Genomic DNA, 22,222 nt, shown 5'->3' with positions numbered 1-22,222 from the left:
AGGCGCAGCTTCCCAAGAGACTCCCATGCCCACCAGAATGCCGCCCTCGCCTTCGCCGCCCGACACCACCCCGACCGCCGCCAGCCACCAGGGCCTGAGCGCCACCGAGGCACGCCGCCGCCTGGCCGCCGACGGCCCCAACATGCTGCCCGGCAGCGCGCCCAAGTCCACCTGGGCGATCGTGCGCGATGTGCTCACCGAGCCCATGTTTTTGATGCTGCTGGCCGCTGGCGGCATCTATCTGGCGCTGGGCGACCGGACCGAGGCGATTTTTTTGCTCAGCTGCGTCCTCTTCGTGATCGGCATCACGCTGGTGCAGGAGCGCAAGACGCAGCGTGCGCTCGAATCGCTGCGCGACCTCTCCGCTCCGCGCGCGCTGGTGATCCGAGACGGCCAGGAGCAGCGCATCGACGGCAAGAGCGTGGTGCGCGGTGACCTGCTGGTGCTGCGCGAGGGCGACCGCATCGCCGCCGACGCGCAACTGCTGGACGGCCAGCTGGAGGTGGACGAATCGCTGCTCACCGGCGAGGCGGTGCCCGTGGCCAAGTTGCCCACTACCCAGGACGCGCAGGCTCCTGCAAGCGTGGGGGCCCCGGCCGCCAGCGCCGGGCCGCCCCAAGCAAGGCCAGCCCCCTTGGGGGGCAGCGCAGCACACGAAGTGGCAAGCGTGGGGGCTCCGGCCGCCAGCGCCGGGCCGCCCCAAGCAAGGCCAGCCCCCTTGGGGGCAGCGCAGCACACGAAGTGGCAAGCGTGGGGGCTATGTCTTCCATGCTGTTCGCCAGCACCGTCGTCACGCGCGGCGTCGGCGTGGCGCAGGTGCAAGCGACGGCCACACACACCGCTGTGGGCCGCATTGGCGCCGACCTGGCGGCCACCACCGAACCGCCCTCGGCCCTGCAAGAAGGCTCGCGCACGCTGGTGCGCCGGCTCGGCGCCGCCGCCCTGGTACTGGCCAGCGCCCAGGTGCTGCTGGGCTGGTGGTGGAACGGCCGGCCGTTGCTGGAGAGCCTGCTGTCGGGCATCGCCCTGGCCATGGCCATCCTGCCCGAGGAGATCCCCGTCATCCTGACCGTGTTCCTGGCGATGGGCGCCTGGCGCATCTCCCGGCAAAAGGTGTTGACGCGGCGCATTACCGCCGTCGAGGCGCTGGGCGCCATCACCGTGCTGGCCGTGGACAAGACCGGCACGCTCACGCTCAACCGCATGGCGGTGGCCGAGCTGGCCACGGCCCAGGCGCACTTCACGCCCGAGGGCGCCGACGCGCTGCCCGAAGCCTTCCACCAGCTGGCCGAATTTGCCATGCTGGCCACACCCGCCGACCCGTTCGACCCGATGGAAAAGGCCATCCAGCGTTTTGGCCACCAGTGGCTGGCCGGCACTGAGCATGTGCACGACGGGCGCGAGCCGGCGTTCGAATACCCGCTTTCAAGTGACATATTGGCCATGACGCGCGTGTTTGCAAGCAGCGAAGCGGCGCCTTCCAGCGACCAGTGGCTGCTGGCCACCAAAGGCGCGCCCGAGGCCGTGACCGACCTGTGCCACCTCGATGCCGCGCAGCAGCGCGTGATTCTCCAGCAGGTGGAAGCCATGGCAGAACGCGGCCTGCGCGTGCTCGGCGTGGCGCGTGCTCGCTGGCGCGGCGCCCCGGCAGCGCCGGGCGCCGACCCCGTCTGGCCGCAAAGCCAGCACGATTTCGACTTTGAATTCCTGGGCCTGGTCGCCCTGGCCGACCCGCCGCGTGCCGAAGTGCCCGCCGCCCTGGCCGAATGCCGGCGCGCCGGCGTGCGCGTGGTGATGATGACTGGCGACCACCCGGCTACGGCGCGCGCCATCGCGCAGCAGGTGGGCCTGTCCGAGCGCCCCGACATCCTCACCGGCGCCGAGCTGGAGTCGTTGGACGACGCCGCCCTGACAGCACGGCTGCGCCATGTGGACCTGTGCGCGCGCCTCAAGCCCCAGCACAAGCTGCGCCTGGTGCAGTTGCTGCGCGCATCGGGCGAGGTGGTGGCCATGACCGGCGACGGCGTCAACGACGCCCCGGCGCTCAAGGCCGCCGACGTGGGCATCGCCATGGGCGAGCGCGGCACCGACGTGGCGCGCGAGGCCGCCGCGCTGGTGCTGCTGGACGACAGCTTTGCCAGCATCGTCGCCGCCATCCGCCAGGGCCGGCGCATCGACGACAACATCCGCAAGGCGACACGCTTCGTCTTTGCCGTGCACGTCCCCATCATCGGCCTGACGCTGGTGCCCACGCTGCTGCACTGGCCTGCGCTGCTGCTGCCGGTGCACATCGTGCTGCTCGAACTCTTGATCGACCCGGCCTGCTCCATCGTCTTCGAGGCCGAAGCCGAAGACCACGGCCTGATGGACCGCGCGCCCCGGCCCGTGGCCGATTCGCCGTTTGGCGCCAGGCAACTGCTGTTTTCGGTGCTGCAGGGGCTGGGCATGGCCGCCGTGCTGCTGGCGGGCCAGGCCTGGCTGACGGCCCAGGGCTGGAGCGCCGCGCAAGGGCGCAGCGTGGTCTTTGGCACGCTGGTCATGGGCGTGATGCTGCTGATCTTCGCCAACCGCGACCTCTCGCGCCCCGCCTGGTATGGCGTGACCGACCGCAACCCCTGGCTGTGGCGCATGGTGGTTGCCATGGTGCTGCTGCTGGTCGCGATGCTGGGCCTGCCTTGGCTGCGCAGCTTGATGGGCCTGGCCCTGCCCGGTATGGGTGGTCTGGCGGCGGGCGCTGCGCTGCTGGCGCTGTCGCTGGCGTGGCTGGAGCTGCTGCGGACCGTCAACCGGCGCTGGCCCCGCCCCAGAGCCGCGCCGCGCCCGGCTTGATGGCGTCCTGCCCTGCGGCAGCCAGCGGGCGTGGCCGATCAGGCCCCGGCGTGATTTCCAGGCGGCACGGGCACGTGATCACCATCGGGCCGGTTGCTGGGGTCCACATGCGTCATGACGTTGAGCACGCGGTGGCGCTGCATGACGCGCTGGCGTGCGACCACCGCGATGTCGTGGCCGGCCTCGACGGTGAGCGTGGCCTTTACTTCAATGTGCGCGTCGACCACGATCATGTCGCCCATGCGGCGCGTGTGCACATCGTGCACGCCGAGCACACCAGGGGTGCCCAGCAGCGTAGCGCTTATCGCCTCCAGTTCATCGGCATCGACCGCACGGTCGGTCAAATCCTGCAAGGCGCTCCAGCCAAAGGTCCAGCCCATGCGCGCCACCATGAAGCCGACGATGAGCGCGGCAATCGGGTCGAGGATGGGGTAGCCCGCGAGGTTGCCGACGATGCCCACGGCCACCACCAGGGACGAAGCGGCGTCCGAGCGCGCATGCCAGGCGTTGGCCACCAGCATGCTCGACTTGACGCGCCGCGCCACCGCCAGCATGTAGCGAAACAGCGACTCCTTGCCCACCAGTGCCAGCAGCGCCACGCCCAGCGCAGCGGGATGTACTTCGGGAATGTTGGCCGGATTTTGCAGTTTCATTGCGCCGGCCCACAGCATGCTGGCGCCCACGCCCAGCAGCAGCAGACCGAGCACCAGCGAGGCTGCCGTCTCGAAGCGGTGGTGGCCGTAGGGATGCTCGACGTCGGGCGCCTTCTGGGCGTGGTGGTTGGCAAACAGCACCACAAAGTCGGACACCAGGTCGGACAGCGTGTGGACGCCGTCGGCCACCAAAGCCTGCGATTTGGCCCACACGCCCACCACAACCTGCACCACCGCCAGGACCAGGTTGACCACCACGCTCACCCAGGTGCTGCGGGACGCCGCAGCAGCGCGCTCGGAGACGCTGTGGCCGGAATCGGCGGAATCTGGGGGAATGGGACCGGGTGGCATGAAACAGCGGAAAGGCAGTCAAAGGAGCGGGAGTGGCGAACCCAGTGAGCTTACCCTCAGCCCCTGGAATTGAGAGTAAGCTATCATAACAATAGCTTGAAACGGTTTACCAATAAGCGCTAGAGGCATATTTTGCCTTCATTTTTTCAGTGCGGCTGAACCCGCTTCGGTCGCTGCGCCAATGCACTTTCCGACGTTGGCTGCCAGCGCGCGCCTACAGAGGGTGCCGCCCGGCCTGCCTACAGTGGGAACATTGCCTTTGCTGCTTACCGAGAAAGATCTGCCCATGCCTGCGCGCCGCAACGCCGCCCTTCCCCGCCATCGCGGCTGGCCCATTGCCTTGGCCGGTGCCGCGGCCATTGCCACCTTGCTCACCCTGTCAGCCTGCGCGGCGCGACCGCCGGCCGGTGTGGAGCCCGTCGGCTCGTTCGATGTGGAGCGCTACGCCGGCCATTGGGTGGAACTGGCGCGCATTGACCACCGGTTTGAACGCGGGCTGATACAGACCCGTGCCGAGTACCGCCGCAATGCCGACGGCACGATCAAGGTCATCAATCGCGGCTACGACCCGAAGAAGAAGGAATGGCGTGAATCGGTGGGCAAGGCGCGCTTTGTCGGCGAGCCGACACGGGCCGCGCTGAAGGTATCGTTCTTTGGCCCGTTCTGGGGCGGCTACAACGTGGTGGCGCTCGATCCGAACTACCAATGGGCCATGGTGGTGGGCTCCGACCTGGACTACTTCTGGATCTTGTCCCGAACCCCTAGCTTGCCGCCAGGCGTTCGCAACCGCCTGCTCGCCAAGGCGCGCGCAATGGGGGTGGATGTCGACAAGGTGCTCTGGGTAGACCAGGGCAAGGACGGCAGTTGAAGCCGATACCTGCAAATCACCGTCTCAGTGCGCGGCAGCGACCAGCGCTTGGGTGTAGGCCTCACGCGGCGCATCCAGCACCGCTGTGACGCTGCCCGCTTCGACCACCACTCCATCCTTCATCACCAGCACATCGTGCGCCATGGCGCGCACCACGTCCACGTCGTGGGTGATCAGTACATAGGCCAGACCGTGCTCGCGCTGCAGGCGCTGCAGCAGGGCCAGCACCTGCTGCTGAATGGTCACATCCAATGCGCTGGTGGGTTCATCCAGCACCAGCACGCGCGGCTGCACGATCAGCGCCCGCGCAATCGCCAGGCGCTGGCGCTGGCCGCCCGAAAACTCGTGCGGGTAACGCGCCAGCAGACCGGGAAACTGCGCCTCGGTCAGCCCCACCTCGGCCAACGCGGCAGCCACCCGCCGCCGGCGCTCGGGCAAAGGCAGCGCCGGTTCGTGCACGTGCAGGCCCTCGCCGGCAATTTCCTCCACCGTCAGGCGTGGCGAGAGGGACGAGAACGGGTCCTGAAACACCACCTGAATCTGCTGGCGCAAGCGCTGGTTGGCCGGCGTGTTGCGCGCGCTGGGCGCCTGCCAGGCACGGCCAACCACCTCCACACTGCCCTGGTAGGGCAGCAGGCCCAACAGTGCCTGCGCCAGCGTCGATTTGCCCGAACCCGATTCACCCACCACGCCCAGCGTGCGGCCTGGCACCAGGCACAGCTCGGCGCCGTGCACCGCAATGAATTCGCCTTTTTTGAACCAACCGCGCACACCCGGCAAAGGCGTCGGATAACTCACGCGCAGCTTGTGCGCACGCAGCAGCGGCCTGGCGTTCGCCTCGGGCGCGCCCTCCACCACATCCCGCTTGGGCTGACTGGCGATGAGCCTGCGCGTGTAGGGGTGCTGCGGGGCCTGAAAAATGTTGGCGACAGGGCCCTGCTCTACCAGCACACCCTGTTCCATCACGGCCACGCGGTCGGCAAAGCGGCGCACCAGATTCAGGTCGTGCGTGATCAGCAGCACCGCCATGCCGGTCTGGCGCTGCAGGTCGGCGAGCAGCTCAAGAATCTGCCCGCGCAAGGTCACGTCGAGCGCCGTCGTGGGCTCGTCGGCCAGCAAGAGCTTGGGACGGCTGGCGAGCGCCATCGCAATCATGGCGCGCTGGCGCTGCCCGCCCGAGAGCTGATGCGGAAACGCGGCAGCGCGGCGAGCAGGCTCGGGAATGCCGGTGCTTGCAATCAATTCGATAGCTGCCAGCCATGACTGCGCCTGCGTCAGCGCCTGTTTCAGCTCCAAAACCTCGCTGATTTGTCGGCCCACCGTCATCAGCGGATTCAGCGCCGTCATGGGTTCCTGGAAAATCATGGCGATGTCGCCGCCGCGCAGGCCGCGCATCTCACGTTCCGACAGCGCCAGCAAGTCACGGCCTTCAAACACGGCATTGCCCTGCACCCCCGCATCGCCCGCCAGGCGCAGCAGGCTGAGCGCGGTGATGGTTTTGCCCGAACCCGATTCGCCCACCAGCGCCAGCTTCTCACCGGCCGCAATGTCGAAGCTCACACCGCACACCACTTCTTTGGCGCCAAAGCGCACATGCAGGTCGCGGACTTCGAGCAGATTTCCAGGCCGATCGGTCATCGGTCGGCCTTTCTTGGGTCGAGCGCGTCCCGAAGCGCATCGCCCATGAAAGTCAGCAGCAGCAGCGTGATCACCAGCACGCCGAAGGTGGAGAGCGATATCCACCACGCATCGATGTTGTTCTTGCCCTGACTCAGCAGCTCGCCAAGCGACGGCGTTCCCGGCGGCACGCCCAGGCCCAGAAAATCCAGCGAGGTCAGCGCCAAAATCGCCGCGCTCATGCGAAACGGCAGGAACGTGACGACAGGCGTCAGGCTGTTGGGCAGGATGTGGCGCCAGATAATCTGCCAGTTGCCCACGCCCAGCGCGCGTGCCGCCTTGACATAGTCGAGTTGGCGGTTGCGCAGGAACTCGGCGCGCACGTAGTCCGACAGGCCCATCCAGCCAAACAGGCTGAGCAAAATGAGCAGCAGGGAAATGCTGGGCGCAAACACGGCGCTGAAGATGATGAGCAAATACAGCTCGGGCATGGAGCCCCAGATTTCAATGAATCGCTGGAACGCCAGATCGGTCTTGCCGCCAAAAAAGCCCTGAATGGCCCCCGTCACGATGCCCAAAAATACGCCCGTCACCGTGAGCGCCAGCGCAAACAGCACGCTGACGCGAAAGCCGTACAGCAGCTGCGCCGCCATATCGCGGCCGCGATCGTCGGTGCCCAGCCAGTTGTCCCTGGTGGGGCCTGCCGGGTTGGGCGACTTCGCGAAATAATTCAGCGTGTTGGGCCCGTAAGGATTCAGCGTGAACAGCGCCCAGTTGCTGCCTTCGCTCAGTTTCTTGCGGATGTAGGGGTCGAGGTAATCCGTTTCGGTCAGGAAATCACCGCCGAAGGTGGTCTCCGGGTAGTCCTTGAGCATGGGGAAATACAGCTGGCCCTCGTAGCGCACGACCAGCGGTCGGTCGTTGCTGACCAGCTCGGCGCCCAGGCTCAGCGCCACCAGCACCACAAAGATCACTAGGCTCCAAAAACCCAGGCGGTTGCGCTTGAACCGCAACCAGGCGCGGCGGCTGGGAGACAAGGAGACGGGCGACGCGGGCGCTTCGCTCATGGAGTGAAAGGATTGAGAACAGCAATGCCACAGCCGCCAAAGTCGCGCACGTTGCGGGTGACCAAGGTGAGTGCGTGGATTTGGGCGGTGGCGGCAATCAGCATGTCCGCCTGCTCGCGCACCTGCCCTAGCACCGCCATCTGTGCGCGCATTTCTCCCGCTCGGCGGGCGATGCTTTCGGTTACGGGCAAGACGGTGACGCGCTGCATGAAGCGCGCAAACCAGTCCATCTTGGCGGCGCTGGGTCGCCACTGCAGCCCGAACACAATTTCATCGACCGTGATGGCGCTCACGACAAACGCAATGCCGCTGGGCTCCAAGCGGCCGCTCCACTGCACCACGCCCGCATGGGGGCGCGGGCGCATCAGTTCGCTGACGACGTTGGTATCGACAAGGTACACGCGGCTTTAGTCTTTCCTGGCACTGTCCGTTGGCTCGTCCCAGTAATGGGGGTCGTCCACCATGGCGTTGTAGCGCGTGGTGCGGGGCGGAATTTCGATCCCATCCTGGCCGTCAGCAGCCAGCAACGCGCGTATTTCATCAAACTGCTGTGCCAACTTCGGCCTGTCACGCTCCGCGCGCCAACGCTCAAAATCGGCAAAATCCTGGGCAGAGATCATCACCGCCACGGGCTTGTCGCGGTTGTAGATGGCCTGCGGTTCTTCCGCGGTAAGGCGCACCACCTCGGAGAACTGCTGTTTGGCACTGGCAATGTTCCATGTCATGACGGCCTCCTGATGGTAGTCATTCAACATGGACATTATATCCATTCGACATGTCCAACAACACGCACATCTCAGTCGAACTTGACACGCGGATCCACCCACACGTAGCACAGGTCAGAGATCAGCTTGGTGAACAAGCCAATCAGCGTAAACAGGTACAGCGTACCCAGCACCACCGGGTAGTCGCGCCGAATCACGCTCTCGTAGCTGAGCAGGCCGAGGCCATCGAGTGAAAACAGGGTTTCGATCAGCAGCGAGCCTGTGAAAAACGCGCCAATGAACGCCGCAGGAAAGCCCGTGATGATGGGAATCAGCGCGTTGCGAAACACGTGCTTCCACAGCACCTGGCGCTCGCTCAAGCCCTTGGCGCGCGCCGTCAGCACGTACTGCTTGCGGATTTCTTCCAGAAACGCGTTCTTGGTCAGCATGGCGGTCACGGCGAAACTGCCCAGCACCATGGCGATGATGGGCAGGGTGATGTGCCAGAGGTAGTCGACGATGCGCGCGCCCCAACTGAGCTCCTCCCAGTTGCTCGACGTCAGGCCGCGCAGCGGAAACCACTGCAGTTGCCCGCCAAAGATCACCAGCAAGGCCAGGCCGAGCACAAAGCCGGGAATCGCATACCCGACCAGCACCAGCAGCGTGGTCACCAAATCAAAACGCGAGCCCGCACGCACCGCCTTGGCCACGCCCAGCGGGACGGCAACCAAGTAACTGATGAAGAAGGTCCACAGGCCCAGGCTGATGGACACCGGGAGCTTTTCTTTCACCAACTGCCACACGTCTTTGTTCTGGAAAAAACTGCGTCCCAAATCAAAGCGCGCAAATTGGCCCAGCATCTGCATGAAGCGCTCGTGCGGTGGCTTGTCGAAGCCGTACAGCGCCTTGATTTGTTCGAGGCGCTTGGGGTCCACGCCCTGCGCGCCGCGGTAGCCCATGCCGCCGCCCTCGGCACCCGCGCGCCCGGCACCCGCCTTGGCCTCCGCCAGGTACTGCTCCACCGGCCCGCCGGGCACAAACTGAACCACCGCAAAGGTGAGCATCAGCACGCCCAGCAGCGTGGGCAGCATGAGCAGGATGCGTTTGAGGATGTAGGCGAACATGGCTTAGCGTGGGCTTGGCGACGTCTGCGGTGGCATGCGTGCCCACCAGGTGTCGATGACCCATGTTTCGCCGGGCGAATACGGCGGCACCACATCCGGCTTGGCCAAACGCCAGGCGTTGTACGCCATGCGGTGCGTGCCAGCGCTCCACTGCGGAATGAGATAGTGGCCGGCGACGATGATGCGTTCGAGCGCGTGGCAGGCGGGCAGCAACTGCTGCTGGGTCTTGGCGCTGGTCATGGCGCGAATCATCGCGTCCACCGCCGGGTTCTTCACGCCGGCGAAGTTGCCCGAATCCTCCGTGTCTGCCGCCTTGCTGCCAAACAGGTCGGCAAACTCCTGGCCGGGGTTGTTGGTGCCCTGGTAGGCAATGGACGTGATGTCGAAATCGAATTTCTGCAGGCGCTCCTGGTACAGCGCGAAATCGACCGAGCGAAACTTGAGCGTGATGCCAAGTTTTTCGAGGTTGCGCATCCAGGGCGAGACGGTGCGCACGCCTCCTTCGTTGCTGTCCATGTATTCGAGCACCATCGCCTCGCCCTGGGCGTTGCGCAAAGCGCCGTCCTTCACCGCCCAGCCCGCATCGTTGAGCAAGGCCTTGGCGCGGCGCAGGTTGTCCCGCAGGCTGTGCTCGCCGTCGGTGCGCGGGGGCTGGGGCATAGGCCCGAACGCTGCGGGAGGAATGCTCTTGCGCCACGGCTCCATCAGCGCCAGCTCGTCGGGCGAGGGGCTGCCATGCGTCTCGCAGGCGGTGTTGCCGAACAGACCATGCACGCGTTGGTAGGCACCATAGAAAAGCTGGCGGTTCATCCACTCGTAGTCGATTGCCAAACCCAAGGCTTCGCGCACCCGCTCGTCCTGCAGAAAGGGGCGGCGGGTGTTGAGCACGTAGCTTTGAAACCCCGAGGGCAGCTTGTGCGCGAATTCGCCCTTCACCAGCTCGCCGGTATCGAACTTTTTGCCGTTCACGCGCCGCGCCCAGTCGCCCGCGCTAAAGAAACGCATCAGGTCGAACTCGCCGGCCTTGAGCGCCTCCAGTTTTGCGGTGTTGTCCTTGTAAATTTTGACCTCTATGCGGTCGAAGTTGTTTTGACCGCGGCGCACTTTCAGGTCGCGCGCCCAGTAGTTGGGGTCGCGCACATACGTAATGTCCTTGCCAAAGCGCACCGGGCCAATTTTGTACGGACCACTGCCGATGGGGATGTCGGTCACCACCTGGTCAAAGGGTTTGTGCTTGCCGTTTTCCATGCCCCAGGCGCGGCTGAAGATGGGCAGACCCCCAACGGTGAGCGGCAGTTCGCGGTTGGGTTTGTTGAAGCGAAAGCGCACAGTGCGATCGTTCACCACGTCCACACCGGCGACATCAATCAGCAAGGTTTTGTAGCCGGGCGAGGTAAACGGCCCCACCAGCGTCTCGAACGTCCAGGCCACATCCTGCGCCAGCACCGGGTCGCCGTTGTGAAAGCGCGCTTCAGGGTGCAGGTGGAAGGTGGCAGACAGGCCATCAGCCGCCACTTGCACATCGTCTGCCAGCAAGCCATAGCCGGTGGCGGTTTCGTCCAAAGAGCCCGTCAGCAGGCTGTCGAACATCAACTCGCTCAAATACGCGGGCGCCGCGCCGCGCATGGTGAATGGGTTGTATTTGTCGAAGGTGGAGGTGCGCTGGTTGCTCACCAGGCGCAGCTCGCCGCCCTTGGGAGCCTGCGGATTGACGTAAGCGAAATGGTCAAATCCGGCCGGGTACAGCGGCTCGCCCCACAAGGCGTAGGCGTGCGCCGCCCAGGCCGGCAGCGCCAGCCAGCAGGACAAGAAAATCAGCCAGAACCGCATGCGACAATTCTGCACCATGCTGGCGCCGCGCCCGCCCCCACAGGCGCTCGCACCCTTGCACCGCGTCAGCCAGCGCGATCCCTCTCACATTCCTCGACAGGAGAACCACCATGGGCTTTCTCACGGGCAAGAAGTTGCTGATTACCGGCGTGCTGTCCAACCGCTCCATTGCCTACGGCATTGCACGCGCCTGCCACCAGCAGGGCGCTGAGCTGGCCTTCAGCTACGTCGGCGAGCGCTTCAAGGACCGCATCACCGAATTCGCAGCGGAGTTCGACTCCAAGCTGGTGTTCGATTGCGACGTGGCCAGCGACGAGCAGATCGAGCGCATGTTCCGCGAACTTTCGGCCACGTGGCCCACGCTCGATGGCTTTGTGCACAGCATTGGCTTTGCCCCACGCGAAGCCATCGCTGGCGACTTCCTCGAAGGCCTCTCGCGCGAAGGCTTTCGCGTGGCGCACGACATCAGCGCCTACAGCTTTCCGGCGATGGCCAAGGCCGCCCTGCCCTACCTGAACGACAAGTCGGCCCTGCTGACGCTGTCGTACCTGGGCGCGCTGCGCACCATTCCCAACTACAACACCATGGGCCTGGCCAAGGCCAGCCTGGAAGCCAGCGTGCGGTATCTGGCCGAAGCGCTCGGTCCCAAGGGCATGCGCGTCAACGGCATCAGCGCCGGGCCTATCAAGACGCTGGCGGCCAGTGGCATCAAAGATTTCGGCAAGCTGCTCAGCGGCGTTGCCAGTGCCTCGCCCTTACGCCGCAACGTGACCATTGAAGACGTGGGCAATGTCGCCGCCTTCCTGATGAGCGACCTCGCCAGCGGCATGACCGCCGAAATCACCTACGTGGATGGCGGCTTCAGCCAGACGGCAGGCATCAGCCGCGACATGGTGTAAGCAGCAAAAATTTAGGCAAAATTGGCCTCTAGCGCTTATCCAGTAAGCGCGAGCAGCTATTACTAGAATAGCAACAATGCACAGACGGCATGTGCTTGCTGTTTGCGCCCTTGCGCTGGCCGCACCCGCCTTCGCCGAGGCGCCTGCGCTTCTGTTGGCAAAGGTTTACCAGCCGGGGCTGCCGCTGGCCGATTACTGGGTCAGCGAAAAATACGACGGCGTGCGCGGCTACTGGGACGGCCAGCGCTTGCGCACGCGCGGCGGCGAATCCATCACCCCGCCAGCCTGGTTCACCGCCGGCTGGCCGAACACAGCGTTGGACGGCGAACTGTGGGCCGGGCGCGGCCGATTTGCGCAGGCGCAATCGACCGTGCGCAGCCAGGAGGCTGGCGACGCCGCCTGGCGTCAGATTCGCTTCATGGTGTTTGACCTGCCAGCGCACCCTGGCAGTTTTGACGAGCGCCTGCCGGCGCTGCAAACCACCGTGGCGCGCATGGGCCAGCCTTGGGTGCAGGCGGTAGCGCAGCACCGGGTCGGCAGCCACGAAGCCCTGCACGCCCTGCTGCTGCGCACCGTGCGCGCAGGCGGCGAAGGGCTGATGCTGCACCGCGGCGCGTCGCTCTACCGCGCCGGCCGCAGCGACGACCTCATCAAGCTCAAAACGCACGACGACGCGGAAGCGCGCGTCGTGGCGCACCTGCCCGGCAAAGGCAAGCACGCCGGCAAGATGGGCGCACTGCTGCTCGAAATGCCGGATGGCCAGCGCTTCAAGCTGGGCACGGGTTTCAGCGACGCAGACCGCACCACCCCGCCACCGCTCGGCAGTTGGGTGACCTACCGCTTTCTTGGCACGCACCACGGCGGATTGCCGCGCTTTGCCAGCTTTGTAAGAGTGCGCGAGGACATGGTGGCCACGCAGTAAAAAACCCCCCGCCGTTGGCACGGCGAGCGGTTGCGTTGCTTCAGCCAGGTCGGTGGACTTACTTGGGCATCAGCACTTTGTCGACGACGTGAATCACACCATTTGACTGGTAGACATCAGCAATGGTGACGTGGGCGGTGCCGCCCTTCTCGTCCATCACCATCACATTGCTGCCCTTGGACTTGGCGGTCAGCGTGCCGCCTTCCACCGTTTTCATCTTGGCCATGCCGCCGCCGTCCTGGATCATTTTCATGATCGCAGCGGCGTCGTACTTGCCGGCCACGACATGGTAGGTCAGCACCTTGGTCAGCGTCGGCTTGTTTTCCGGCTTGAGCAAAGTGTCCACGGTGCCAGCGGGCAGTGCGGCAAAAGCCTCATTGGTAGGGGCAAAGACGGTGAACGGGCCTGGACTCTTGAGCGTCTCGACCAGACTGGCCGCCTTGACCGCTGCAACCAGCGTGGTGTGGTCTTTCGAATTGACGGCGTTGTCGATGATGTCCTTGCTGGGCAGCATGGATGCGCCGCCCACCATCACCTGCGCCGCCGCAGGCAGTGCAACGGCAGACAGGGCAACAGACAGGCCGAGAGCGGCAACACGGGGATTGAATTGAATGCGCATGAAAGAACTCCTTTTGGTTTAAGGGCAGACCGCTTGAACAAAAAATCGCGCGGCTGACAACCAATACGCACCCGAAGCTCGAGTGGATTCAGCGCAGCAAAAAAAAAAAGCGCTCCGCGGCTTGCGCCGGGAGCGATTTCACCCAAAGGGCCTGGCGTCAAATTTGTCGGTGAAACGGCCCGTCGTCTCCGACCTGCACCAGGTTGTCGGCAGTGGCCAGGGGCTTGGGTGTGCGCTCGGCATCGCCCGCCGCGACGCAGTCGGCGTAATAGCGCACGTGACCTGCGTCGTCTTCAATCTCGACCAGGCCATGGATGTCGGTCTCAAAGCCCGGGCACAGCGTGGCAAATTCGCGGGCGAACTTGAGGTAATCGACAATTTTCTTGTTGAACACCTCACCCGGAATAAGCAACGGAATACCCGGTGGGTACGGCGTGACCAAGCCGACCGTGACGCGGCCCTCCAACTGGTCAATCTCCACGCGCTCGGTGGTGCGGTGCGCAATGTGCGAGAACGCGTCACTGGGCTTCATGGCGGGCGTCAGGTCCGAGAGGTACATCTCGGTCGTCAGCCGCGCAATGTCGTACTTGGCGTACATCTCGTGCACGTGCTGGCACAGGTCTCGCAGCCCCATGCGCTCGTAGCGTTTGTGTTGCTGGCAGAACTCCGGAAGGATGCGCCACATGGGCTGGTTCTTCTCGTAGTCGTCCTTGAACTGTTGCAGCGCCGAGAGCAGCGTGTTCCAGCGGCCTTTGGTGATACCAATCGTGAACAGAATAAAGAAGCTGTAGAGCCCGGTTTTCTCGATCACCACGCCGTGCTCAGCCAAATACTTGGAGACGATGGACGCCGGGATGCCCGTTTTGTCGAACTTGCCATCCAGATTCAGCCCCGGTGTGACGATGGTCGACTTGATCGGGTCGAGCATGTTGAAGCCGTCCGCCAGCTGGCCAAAGCCATGCCAGCGCTTGCCGTTTTCAGCGGTGACTTTCTTGTTCTTGCTGTCGCTGCGGATGATCCAGTCTTCTGCCCGGCCAATGCCTTCGTCCGCGAGCTTTTCAGGACCCCAGACTTTGAACCACCAGTCCTTCTTGCCGAACTCTTCTTCCACCTGGCGCATGGCGCGGCGGAAATCGAGTGCTTCCAGAATGCTTTCTTCCACCAGCGCGGTGCCGCCGGGCGGCTCCATCATGGCGGCGGCCACGTCGCAGCTGGCAATGATGCTGTACTGCGGACTGGTGCTGGTGTGCATCAAATAGGATTCGTTGAACAAATGCCTGTCGAGCTTGGTGGTTTGCGAATCCTGCACCAGGACATGGCTGGCCTGGCTGATACCGGCCAGCAGCTTGTGCACGGACTGCGTGGAATAGGTCACCGAATGCTTGGGCCGGGTGCGCTTCTTGCCCATGGCGTGGTACACGCCATAAAACGGGTGAAAGGCTGCGTGCGGCAACCAGGCCTCGTCGAAGTGCAGGTTGTCCACGTAGCCATCAAGCATGCCCTTGATGGTTTCGGTGTTGTAGAGCACGCCGTCGTACGTCGATTGCGTGAGCGTGAGCACGCGCGGCTTCACTTTTTTGGCGTCCACGCCCTTGAGCAGCGGGTTCTTTTTGATCTTGGCCTGAATGGTGGCCGGCTCAAACTCACTCTTCGGAATCGGGCCGATGATGCCGAAATGGTTGCGCGTGGGCTTCAAAAATACCGGGATCGCGCCGGTCATGATGATGCTGTGCAGAATGGACTTGTGGCAGTTGCGGTCCACCACCACCACATCGCCTGGGGCCACGGTGTGGTGCCACACCATCTTGTTGGAGGTAGAGGTGCCGTTGGTCACAAAAAAGCAGTGGTCGGCGTTGAAGATACGCGCCGCATTGCGCTCGCTCTCGCCAATGGCGCCGGAGTGGTCCAGCAACTGGCCCAGTTCTTCCACCGCATTGCATACGTCGGCACGCAACATGTTTTCGCCATAGAACTGGTGGTACATCTGGCCCACGGGGCTTTTCAAAAAAGCCACGCCGCCCGAGTGACCGGGGCAGTGCCAGCTGTACGAGCCGTCGTCTGCGTAATCGAGCAGCGCCTTGAAAAACGGCGGCTTCACGCCCTCCAGGTAGCTTTTGGCCTCCCGAATGATGTGGCGCGCCACAAATTCGGGCGTGTCCTCAAACATGTGGATAAAGCCATGCAGCTCGCGCAGGATGTCGTTGGGCAGGTGGCGGCTGGTTTTCGTCTCGCCATGCACATAGATAGGCACATCGGCGTTTTTGCGCCGCACTTCGCCAATGAAGCTGCGCAGGCTCTGCACGATCGGATCCATGTGCGAGCCCAGCGTGAACTCCTCATCGTCAATGGACAAAATGAAGGCGCTGGCTCGGCTTTGCTGCTGTGCAAACTGCGACAAATCGCCGTAACTCGTCACCCCCAACACCTCAACACCCTCGGCCTCAATCGCCTGGGCCAGCGCACGAATGCCCAGCCCAGACGTGTTTTCCGAGCGGTAGTCCTCGTCGATGATGATGATGGGAAAGCGAAACTTCATGCGCAAATCTCCGAGTAACCGCGCCCAGGGACGCATCCCTTGGGCACAAAAAAGCGAAATAACCGCGCAGTGTAAGGAATAACCCGGCCTCCCACGCTTACACACCCACCTTTTGACCCAGAATGGGCACTCTCGCGTACACGAGTATGAAAGGGGATCGGGATGGCGGAATCCACAATCTGGTGGTTGTTGGCTGGCAGTGCCGTGGCAGTTGAGCTGGTGACCGGAACCTTCTACCTGCTGATGCTGGCCTTTGGCCTCGCTGCCGCCGCCTTGGCTGCCCACGCAGGTGCTCCGTTGGTGGTGCAAATCGTCACGGCATCGGTGGTCGGCGGAGGCGCCGTGGTAGCCTGGCACTGGATCAAGCGACCACGACCGGGGGACCCCTCGGCGCGCGCCGATCGCAGCGTGAACCTCGACGTCGGGGAACTGGTGATGATCGAAGCATGGGATGCCGAGGGCACGGCCGTGGTGAAATACCGAGGCGCCGCCTGGACCGCCGTGCACCGGCCCGGCGTCACGCCGAGCATAGGTATGCACCGGGTCGCCGAACTGGTGGGCAGCAGGCTGCTGGTGGACCCTGCATAAGCTTCATACACATAACTATCAACAAAGGGAAGCCTTCATGGAAGTCGCCATCGTCGTTTTCGTCATTGCCATCATCTTCATCGCGCGCTCGATCAAGGTGGTTCCCCAGCAAAACGCGTGGGTGAAAGAGCGCTTGGGCAAGTACGCCGGCACCCTCACGCCGGGCCTGAACTTCCTCGTGCCGTTCGTCGACCGCGTGGCCTACAAGCACAGCCTGAAAGAAATTCCGCTCGACGTGCCCAGCCAGGTCTGCATTACGCGTGACAACACGCAGCTGCAGGTGGACGGCATCCTGTACTTCCAGGTCACCGACCCGATGCGCGCGAGCTACGGCTCAAGCAATTACATCGTTGCCGTAACGCAGCTCGCGCAAACCTCGCTGCGCAGCGTGATCGGCAAGCTCGAACTCGACAAGACCTTTGAAGAGCGCGACATCATCAATGCCCAGGTGGTGCAGGCCATCGACGAAGCGGCGTTGAACTGGGGCGTGAAGGTGCTGCGTTACGAAATCAAGGACCTGACGCCACCCAAGGAAATTCTGCATGCCATGCAGGCGCAGATCACGGCAGAGCGCGAAAAGCGCGCGCTGATTGCTGCCTCCGAAGGCCGTCGTCAGGAACAGATCAATATTGCCACTGGCGAGCGCGAGGCCTTCATTGCCCGTTCAGAAGGCGAAAAACAGGCAGTCATCAACAACGCGCAGGGCGAGGCCGCCTCCATTCTTGCCGTCGCGGATGCCACGGCGCAGGCCATCGAGCGCGTAGCCAACGCCATTCGCCAGCCCGGCGGCGAGCAAGCGGTACAGCTCAAGGTGGCAGAGTTGGCCGTGGACGCTTACAGCAAGGTCGCTGCCGATGCCACCACCACCCTCATCGTGCCCAGCAACATGACGGAAGTCTCCGCGCTGATTGGGTCCGCGATGAAGATGATCCAAACGTCCCCACGCGCAAATCCCTGAGCGAAGTTAATCCGCTCAAGCACGGCAATCCGCCCGCATAGCTCTTGCTCGCATGGCATAATCGCGGGCTTCGGAGAGGTGGATGAGCGGTTTAAGTCGCACGCCTGGAAAGCGTGTGTGGGTTTATCCCCACCGCGGGTTCGAATCCCGCCCTCTCCGCCAGAAAGACCATAAAAAAACGGGCCCTTGCGGCCCGTTTTTTTGTGCATTCAGCGTGTATGACACACGCGGCGCAGCACTTGCCTACTGCAGCAAGGTCACGCCTGTCTTGGCCTGCACCGCCTCGAAACTCACTCCGGGTGCAAGCTCAATCACTTGGAGGCCCTTGGGCGTCACGTCCATCACAGCCAAGTCGGTGATGATGCGGTCGACCACCCCGACGCCGGTGAGCGGCAGAGTGCATTCGGGCAGTATCTTGAGGTCTTCGGTACCGTCCTTCTTGCGCGCCACATGCTCCATGAGCACGATCACGCGTTTGACGCCGGCCACCAGGTCCATGGCCCCGCCCATACCCTTGACCATCTTGCCAGGGATCATCCAGTTGGCGAGGTCACCCTTTTCACTGACCTGCATCGCACCCAGGATCGAGAGATTGATCTTGCCGCCACGGATCATCGCGAAGCTTTCATGACTGCCAAAGATGGACGAGCCGGGCAAGGTGGTCACGGTCTGCTTGCCAGCGTTGATCAGGTCCGCGTCCACCTGGTCTTCCGTAGGAAAGGGGCCAATGCCCAACATGCCGTTCTCCGACTGCAGCCATACTTCCTTGTCGCCGGTGAAGTTCGCCACCAGGGTCGGAATGCCGATGCCAAGGTTCACGTAGAAGCCATCTTCAAGTTCTTGTGCGGCGCGTGCCGCCATCTGGTCTTGGGTCCAAGGCATGTCAGGCTCCTGCTTTTTCGGTCTGGGCTGCGCGCTCACGCGGCGCTTCGGTAATCGTGCGCTTTTCAATGCGCTTTTCCGGGTTCGGGTTGTGCACGATGCGGTGCACGTAGATGCCCGGCAGATGCACTTCGTCGGGCACCATGGCGCCGGTCTCGACGATTTCCTCCACTTCAACGATGCAGACCTTGCCGGCCATGGCTGCGGCCGGATTGAAGTTGCGTGCCGTCAGGCGAAACTGCAGGTTGCCCGATTTGTCGGCACGGTGCGCCTTGACAAGCGCCACATCGGGCACCAGCGAGCGTTCCATGACGTAGGTTTCACCGTCAAATTCGCGCAATTCCTTGCCCTCGGCCACCATGGTGCCCACGCCCGTTTTGGTGAAAAACGCTGGAATACCGGCGCCGCCAGCGCGCAGCTTTTCGGCCAGCGTCCCTTGAGGCGTAAATTCGAGCTCGAGTTCGCCAGCCAGGAATTGGCGCTCGAACTCCTTGTTTTCCCCCACATAGCTGGAGATCATTTTCTTGATCTGGCGTGTCTCAAGCAGTTTGCCCAGGCCGAAGCCGTCGACACCTGCATTGTTGGAGATCACAGTGAGATCCTTTACGCCACTGGCCTGCAGCGCCTCGATCAGAGCCTCGGGAATACCGCAAAGCCCAAACCCGCCGACCGCCAGCAACTGGCCGTCCGCCACCACCCCCGCGAGGGCTTCGGTGGCTGAAGCAAATACCTTGTTCACGCGTCTCTCCTGATTATTAGGGTTACCGGACGATACTACCTATTCAACTAGGTAGTTTTTCGTAGATACTTTCACCATGCCCATTGACTATCGTCTCGCATTTGAAATGGCCCCTGTGGGCATGGTGGTGTCCCGCAATCGGGACATGATCGACTGTAACGACCATCTCTGCGCCATGTTTGGCGCTTCGCGCGAACTGCTGGTGGGGCAATCGTTTCGCGTTCTCTATCCAAGTGCAGAAGAGTACGAGCGCCTGGGTGCGCACATGGAACCGATCCTGAACGCCAAAGGGTATTACTCGGACAACCGCGTCATGAAGCGGGCCAACGGCGAGATGTTCTGGTGCCATGTGTCGGGCCGGGCGCTCAACCGGGCAGAGCCCCATTCCGCAGGCATCTGGATTCTTGAGGACCTGAGCGAGCGGCGCGCAGTGAAGTCAAACCTGACGGGTCGAGAGCGCGAAGTCGCAGCGCGCTTGCTGGAAGGGCTTACGTCCAAAGAGATTGGCAAGGCGCTTGAAATCAGCCACCGCACCGTTGAGATCTACCGGGCCCGGTTGATGCGCAAATACGGGGCATCCACCGCCGCCGATCTGGTCCACAAGCTCGTCACGGGCTGAGGCTTGCCCCAACGCGGTACGCCTCCAAAGACGCTGGCTATCGCTGCCTTGCATAAATACGATGGCCCTTGCCTTGCCCTTTTCATAGACAAAGACAACAATTGTTTGGCATTAAATAGTTGTTTACTATTTTTTGAGCATGGAGCAGGCCCATGGTTGTCTCGGTAAGTGCCCTCCGCTCGCCCCCTTGTTTTTGAACGAAAGGATTTCTCATGTCCAAGCTCACCACCGCGGCCGGTGCACCGGTACCCGACAACCAGAACGTGATGACCGCCGGACCACGCGGCCCGATGCTGCTGCAGGACGTATGGCACCTGGAAAAACTTGCCCACTTTGCCCGCGAAGTGATTCCCGAGCGGCGCATGCACGCCAAGGGTTCGGGGGCTTTTGGCCATTTCACCGTCACGCACGACATCACGCGCTACAGCAAGGCCAAGATTTTCTCGGCCATTGGCAAGAAAACGCCGCTGGCCATGCGCTTTTCCACCGTGGCAGGCGAGCGCGGCGCGGCCGATGCCGAGCGCGACATTCGCGGTTTTGCCATGAAGTTCTATACCGAAGAAGGCAATTGGGACTTGGTGGGAAACAACACGCCGGTGTTCTTCATGCGCGACCCGCTCAAGTTCCCGGACCTGAACCGCGCCGTCAAGCGCGACCCACGCACCAACATGCGCAGTGCCGAAAACAACTGGGACTTCTGGACGCTTCTGCCCGAGGCGCTGCACCAGGTCACCATTTTGATGAGCGACCGCGGCATCCCCAAGTCCTACCGCCATATGCACGGCTTTGGCAGCCACACCTTCAGCCTGCTGAACGCGCAAAACGAGCGCTTCTGGGTCAAGTTCCACCTGGTGACGCAGCAAGGCATTGAGAACCTGACCGACCAGGAAGCTGCCGAGCTGGTAGGACGCGACCGTGAAAGCTCACAAGCCGACCTGCTGAACGCCATCGACAACGGCGACTTTCCGCGCTGGAACCTGAAAATTCAGGTCATGCCCGAAAAGGACGCGGACAGCTACCACTTGCACCCGTTTGATCTGACCAAAGTCTGGCCGCACGGCGACTATCCGCTGATCGACGTGGGGGTGCTCGAACTCAACCGCAACGCCGAGAACTACTTTGCCGAAATCGAACAACTGGCCTTCAACCCGGCCAACGTCGTGCCTGGCATCAGCTTCTCACCCGACAAGATGCTGCAGTCGCGCTTGTTCAACTACGGCGACGCACAGCGTTACCGCCTCGGCGTCAACCACCACCAGATTCCGGTGAACGCACCGCAGTGCCCGTTCCACAGCAACCACCGCGATGGCCAGATGCGAGTGGACAGCAACAACGGCGCAGAAGTGGGCTACGAGCCCAACAGCAAGGGCGCACTGCAAGAGCAACCTGATTTTTCCGAGCCGCCGCTGGCGCTCGAAGGCTCGGCCGCCCGGTGGAACCATCGCGAAGATACCGACTACTACTCGCAGCCCGGCAATCTGTTTCGTTTGATGACACCAGCGCAACAGCAAGCCCTGTTCGACAACACGGCGCGCGCCGTGGGTGGTGCATCCAAAACTATCCAGGAGCGCCACATTGCGAACTGCACCAAAGCCGACCCAGCCTATGGCGCGGGCGTAGCCAAGGCACTGGCCCTGGGCGCAACCACGCCGACACCCAACAAGGTGGTCTAGCACAGCAGGTTGCTACCGGCTGCCTCGTCAGCATCAAAGCGCAGCGCCTTATGGCACTGCGCTTTTTTTCATGGTCGCGGCAATACGTATCATGGTCTCGACCTTCCCCCCATCCAAGGAGACACGCCATGACCGCCCGCTATCCCGCGCCCGACCTCAACGCCCTGCCCGACGACATCAAGGCCAAAGTTCTGGAGGTCCAGGAAAAGGCGGGTTTCATCCCCAATGTGTTTCTCGGCTTTGCCCGCCGACCAGCCGAGTGGCGCGCCTTCTTTGCGTACCACGACGCACTCATGGACCCGGAGAGTGCCGGCCGCAGCAGCAACCTGACCAAAGGCGATCGGGAAATGATCGTCACGACCACCAGCGCGGCCAACCAGTGCCTGTACTGCGTTGTGGCCCACGGCGCCATTCTGCGCATCTACGAAAAGAAACCGTTTGTGGCCGATCAGGTAGCGGTGAACCACCGCAAGGCGGACATCAGCCCGCGCCAGCGTGCCATGCTCGACTTTGCGATGAAGGTCTGCTTGCGCTCGGCAGAGATTGACGACGCCGATTTCGACGCGCTGCACCCGCATGGCTTTGACGACGAGGACATCTGGGACATCGCCGCCATTACCGCGTTCTTTGGCCTGAGCAACCGCATGGCCAGCTTTGCCGGTATGCAGCCGAACCCCGAGTTCTACCTGATGGGGCGGGTGCCTCGGCAAAAGTAATTGCTATTCAATTAATAGCTGCCATGGC

20 protein-coding genes, 1 tRNA gene and 1 pseudogene are annotated in these 22,222 nt (G+C 63.1%); 11 read left to right on the top strand and 11 right to left on the bottom strand.

The annotated features are described in order from the left end of the window. Window positions 1-25: 25 nt before the first annotated feature. Window positions 26-499: pseudogene (locus C6571_RS20260) on the top strand (cation-transporting P-type ATPase); the annotation flags it as partial. A gap of 260 nt (window positions 500-759) precedes the next feature. Next, the gene (locus C6571_RS14355; protein WP_420852895.1) at window positions 760-2,829 is read left to right on the top strand and encodes a cation-translocating P-type ATPase; all 2,070 of its coding nucleotides are present in this window, start codon (window positions 760-762) and stop codon (window positions 2,827-2,829) included. Between the two features lie 38 nt (window positions 2,830-2,867). Here the strand turns inward: C6571_RS14355 and C6571_RS14350 are convergent, their stop codons facing one another. Then, window positions 2,868-3,833, bottom strand: a complete 966-nt coding sequence (locus tag C6571_RS14350; protein WP_106447294.1) for a cation diffusion facilitator family transporter — start codon at window positions 3,831-3,833, stop codon at window positions 2,868-2,870. 286 nt (window positions 3,834-4,119) lie between these two features. On the opposite strand from C6571_RS14350, the gene C6571_RS14345 reads away from it, so the two are divergent. Next, window positions 4,120-4,701 carry a lipocalin family protein gene (locus C6571_RS14345; RefSeq protein WP_106448257.1) on the top strand — a complete coding sequence of 194 codons (582 nt, stop codon included), beginning with the start codon at window positions 4,120-4,122 and terminating at the stop codon, window positions 4,699-4,701. 24 nt (window positions 4,702-4,725) lie between these two features. On the opposite strand, the gene C6571_RS14340 is transcribed toward C6571_RS14345, so the two are convergent. Genes C6571_RS14340 through C6571_RS14315 form a run of 6 tightly spaced genes read right to left on the bottom strand, consistent with a single transcriptional unit; the run spans window position 4,726 to window position 11,043 of the window. Continuing rightward, the gene (locus tag C6571_RS14340) at window positions 4,726-6,339 is read right to left on the bottom strand and encodes an ABC transporter ATP-binding protein (protein ID WP_106447293.1); all 1,614 of its coding nucleotides are present in this window, start codon (window positions 6,337-6,339) and stop codon (window positions 4,726-4,728) included. Beyond that, window positions 6,336-7,385, bottom strand: coding sequence for an ABC transporter permease (locus tag C6571_RS14335; RefSeq protein WP_106447292.1), 1,050 nt, complete (start codon window positions 7,383-7,385; stop codon window positions 6,336-6,338). The genes C6571_RS14340 and C6571_RS14335 overlap by 4 nt, the downstream gene beginning before the upstream one ends. Then, window positions 7,382-7,786 (bottom strand): type II toxin-antitoxin system VapC family toxin, encoded by a 405-nt coding sequence (locus C6571_RS14330; protein ID WP_211300641.1) that lies wholly within the window; start codon window positions 7,784-7,786, stop codon window positions 7,382-7,384. The genes C6571_RS14335 and C6571_RS14330 overlap by 4 nt, the downstream gene beginning before the upstream one ends. Window positions 7,787-7,792: 6 nt before the next feature. Continuing rightward, complete coding sequence (locus tag C6571_RS14325) at window positions 7,793-8,140, bottom strand: type II toxin-antitoxin system Phd/YefM family antitoxin (protein ID WP_170094749.1); 348 nt, start codon at window positions 8,138-8,140, stop codon at window positions 7,793-7,795. 41 nt (window positions 8,141-8,181) lie between these two features. Then, complete coding sequence (locus C6571_RS14320) at window positions 8,182-9,213, bottom strand: microcin C ABC transporter permease YejB (protein ID WP_106447290.1); 1,032 nt, start codon at window positions 9,211-9,213, stop codon at window positions 8,182-8,184. Between the two features lie 3 nt (window positions 9,214-9,216). Then, the gene (locus C6571_RS14315; protein ID WP_106447289.1) at window positions 9,217-11,043 is read right to left on the bottom strand and encodes an extracellular solute-binding protein; all 1,827 of its coding nucleotides are present in this window, start codon (window positions 11,041-11,043) and stop codon (window positions 9,217-9,219) included. 110 nt (window positions 11,044-11,153) lie between these two features. On the opposite strand from C6571_RS14315, the gene fabI reads away from it, so the two are divergent. Both fabI and C6571_RS14305 read left to right on the top strand, forming a co-directional pair. Then, window positions 11,154-11,942, top strand: coding sequence for an enoyl-ACP reductase FabI (gene fabI, locus C6571_RS14310; RefSeq protein ID WP_106447288.1), 789 nt, complete (start codon window positions 11,154-11,156; stop codon window positions 11,940-11,942). Between the two features lie 76 nt (window positions 11,943-12,018). After that, window positions 12,019-12,864: a DNA ligase gene (locus C6571_RS14305; RefSeq protein WP_106447287.1), complete on the top strand. Its 846-nt coding sequence runs from the start codon at window positions 12,019-12,021 to the stop codon at window positions 12,862-12,864. Window positions 12,865-12,922: 58 nt separating this feature from the next. Here C6571_RS14305 and C6571_RS14300 read toward each other — a convergent pair whose 3' ends face one another. Next, window positions 12,923-13,483, bottom strand: a complete 561-nt coding sequence (locus C6571_RS14300; RefSeq protein WP_106447286.1) for a fasciclin domain-containing protein — start codon at window positions 13,481-13,483, stop codon at window positions 12,923-12,925. Between the two features lie 157 nt (window positions 13,484-13,640). Continuing rightward, the gene (locus tag C6571_RS14295; protein ID WP_106447285.1) at window positions 13,641-16,019 is read right to left on the bottom strand and encodes an arginine/lysine/ornithine decarboxylase; all 2,379 of its coding nucleotides are present in this window, start codon (window positions 16,017-16,019) and stop codon (window positions 13,641-13,643) included. 162 nt (window positions 16,020-16,181) lie between these two features. Between C6571_RS14295 and C6571_RS14290 the strand changes: the two genes are divergently transcribed. The 3 genes from C6571_RS14290 (at window position 16,182) to C6571_RS14280 (ending at window position 17,727) form a co-directional block, all read left to right on the top strand. Further along, entirely contained in the window at window positions 16,182-16,607 is a 426-nt protein-coding gene (locus tag C6571_RS14290) for an NfeD family protein (protein WP_211300640.1), read from the top strand. A 37-nt stretch (window positions 16,608-16,644) separates the two neighbouring features. Further along, a complete protein-coding gene (locus C6571_RS14285; RefSeq protein ID WP_106447283.1) occupies window positions 16,645-17,565 on the top strand; it encodes an SPFH domain-containing protein in 921 nt (306 codons plus the stop codon). A gap of 72 nt (window positions 17,566-17,637) precedes the next feature. Next, window positions 17,638-17,727 (top strand) — tRNA-Ser (locus C6571_RS14280). Between the two features lie 81 nt (window positions 17,728-17,808). Here the strand turns inward: C6571_RS14280 and C6571_RS14275 are convergent. Both C6571_RS14275 and C6571_RS14270 read right to left on the bottom strand, forming a co-directional pair. Further along, a complete protein-coding gene (locus C6571_RS14275; protein WP_106447282.1) occupies window positions 17,809-18,447 on the bottom strand; it encodes a 3-oxoacid CoA-transferase subunit B in 639 nt (212 codons plus the stop codon). 1 nt (window position 18,448) lies between these two features. Then, complete coding sequence (locus C6571_RS14270) at window positions 18,449-19,186, bottom strand: CoA transferase subunit A (RefSeq protein WP_106447281.1); 738 nt, start codon at window positions 19,184-19,186, stop codon at window positions 18,449-18,451. A gap of 76 nt (window positions 19,187-19,262) precedes the next feature. Between C6571_RS14270 and C6571_RS14265 the strand changes: the two genes are divergently transcribed. The 3 genes from C6571_RS14265 to C6571_RS14255 all read left to right on the top strand — a co-directional run bounded on the left by C6571_RS14265 (window position 19,263) and on the right by C6571_RS14255 (window position 22,194). Further along, entirely contained in the window at window positions 19,263-19,805 is a 543-nt protein-coding gene (locus C6571_RS14265; protein WP_106447280.1) for a PAS and helix-turn-helix domain-containing protein, read from the top strand. A gap of 212 nt (window positions 19,806-20,017) precedes the next feature. Further along, entirely contained in the window at window positions 20,018-21,478 is a 1,461-nt protein-coding gene (locus C6571_RS14260; RefSeq protein ID WP_106447279.1) for a catalase, read from the top strand. 128 nt (window positions 21,479-21,606) lie between these two features. Further along, window positions 21,607-22,194: a peroxidase-related enzyme gene (locus C6571_RS14255; RefSeq protein ID WP_106447278.1), complete on the top strand. Its 588-nt coding sequence runs from the start codon at window positions 21,607-21,609 to the stop codon at window positions 22,192-22,194. Window positions 22,195-22,222 lie beyond the last annotated feature (28 nt).

Origin of the sequence: Simplicispira suum (assembly GCF_003008595.1) — a bacterium.
GTDB lineage: Bacteria > Pseudomonadota > Gammaproteobacteria > Burkholderiales > Burkholderiaceae_C > Simplicispira > Simplicispira suum.
Note: the sequence above shows the minus strand (reverse complement) of the source record. Positions and strands in the feature narration are given on the sequence as shown.

Bases quoted from the DNA above. Each gene is read 5' to 3' on its own strand.
- C6571_RS14350 (WP_106447294.1), bottom strand. From the start codon at position 3,833: ATGCCACCCGGTCCCATTCCCCCAGATTCCGCCGATTCCGGCCACAGC.
- C6571_RS14340 (WP_106447293.1), bottom strand. From the start codon at position 6,339: ATGACCGATCGGCCTGGAAATCTGCTCGAAGTCCGCGACCTGCATGTG.
- C6571_RS14345 (WP_106448257.1), top strand. From the start codon at position 4,120: ATGCCTGCGCGCCGCAACGCCGCCCTTCCCCGCCATCGCGGCTGGCCC.
- C6571_RS14290 (WP_211300640.1), top strand. From the start codon at position 16,182: ATGGCGGAATCCACAATCTGGTGGTTGTTGGCTGGCAGTGCCGTGGCA.
- C6571_RS14275 (WP_106447282.1), bottom strand. From the start codon at position 18,447: ATGCCTTGGACCCAAGACCAGATGGCGGCACGCGCCGCACAAGAACTT.
- C6571_RS14335 (WP_106447292.1), bottom strand. From the start codon at position 7,385: ATGAGCGAAGCGCCCGCGTCGCCCGTCTCCTTGTCTCCCAGCCGCCGC.
- C6571_RS14265 (WP_106447280.1), top strand. From the start codon at position 19,263: ATGCCCATTGACTATCGTCTCGCATTTGAAATGGCCCCTGTGGGCATG.
- C6571_RS14260 (WP_106447279.1), top strand. From the start codon at position 20,018: ATGTCCAAGCTCACCACCGCGGCCGGTGCACCGGTACCCGACAACCAG.
- C6571_RS14325 (WP_170094749.1), bottom strand. From the start codon at position 8,140: ATGTTGAATGACTACCATCAGGAGGCCGTCATGACATGGAACATTGCC.
- C6571_RS14300 (WP_106447286.1), bottom strand. From the start codon at position 13,483: ATGCGCATTCAATTCAATCCCCGTGTTGCCGCTCTCGGCCTGTCTGTT.
- C6571_RS14355 (WP_420852895.1), top strand. From the start codon at position 760: ATGTCTTCCATGCTGTTCGCCAGCACCGTCGTCACGCGCGGCGTCGGC.
- C6571_RS14320 (WP_106447290.1), bottom strand. From the start codon at position 9,213: ATGTTCGCCTACATCCTCAAACGCATCCTGCTCATGCTGCCCACGCTG.
- C6571_RS14285 (WP_106447283.1), top strand. From the start codon at position 16,645: ATGGAAGTCGCCATCGTCGTTTTCGTCATTGCCATCATCTTCATCGCG.
- C6571_RS14295 (WP_106447285.1), bottom strand. From the start codon at position 16,019: ATGAAGTTTCGCTTTCCCATCATCATCATCGACGAGGACTACCGCTCG.
- C6571_RS14255 (WP_106447278.1), top strand. From the start codon at position 21,607: ATGACCGCCCGCTATCCCGCGCCCGACCTCAACGCCCTGCCCGACGAC.
- C6571_RS14305 (WP_106447287.1), top strand. From the start codon at position 12,019: ATGCACAGACGGCATGTGCTTGCTGTTTGCGCCCTTGCGCTGGCCGCA.
- C6571_RS14315 (WP_106447289.1), bottom strand. From the start codon at position 11,043: ATGCGGTTCTGGCTGATTTTCTTGTCCTGCTGGCTGGCGCTGCCGGCC.
- fabI (WP_106447288.1), top strand. From the start codon at position 11,154: ATGGGCTTTCTCACGGGCAAGAAGTTGCTGATTACCGGCGTGCTGTCC.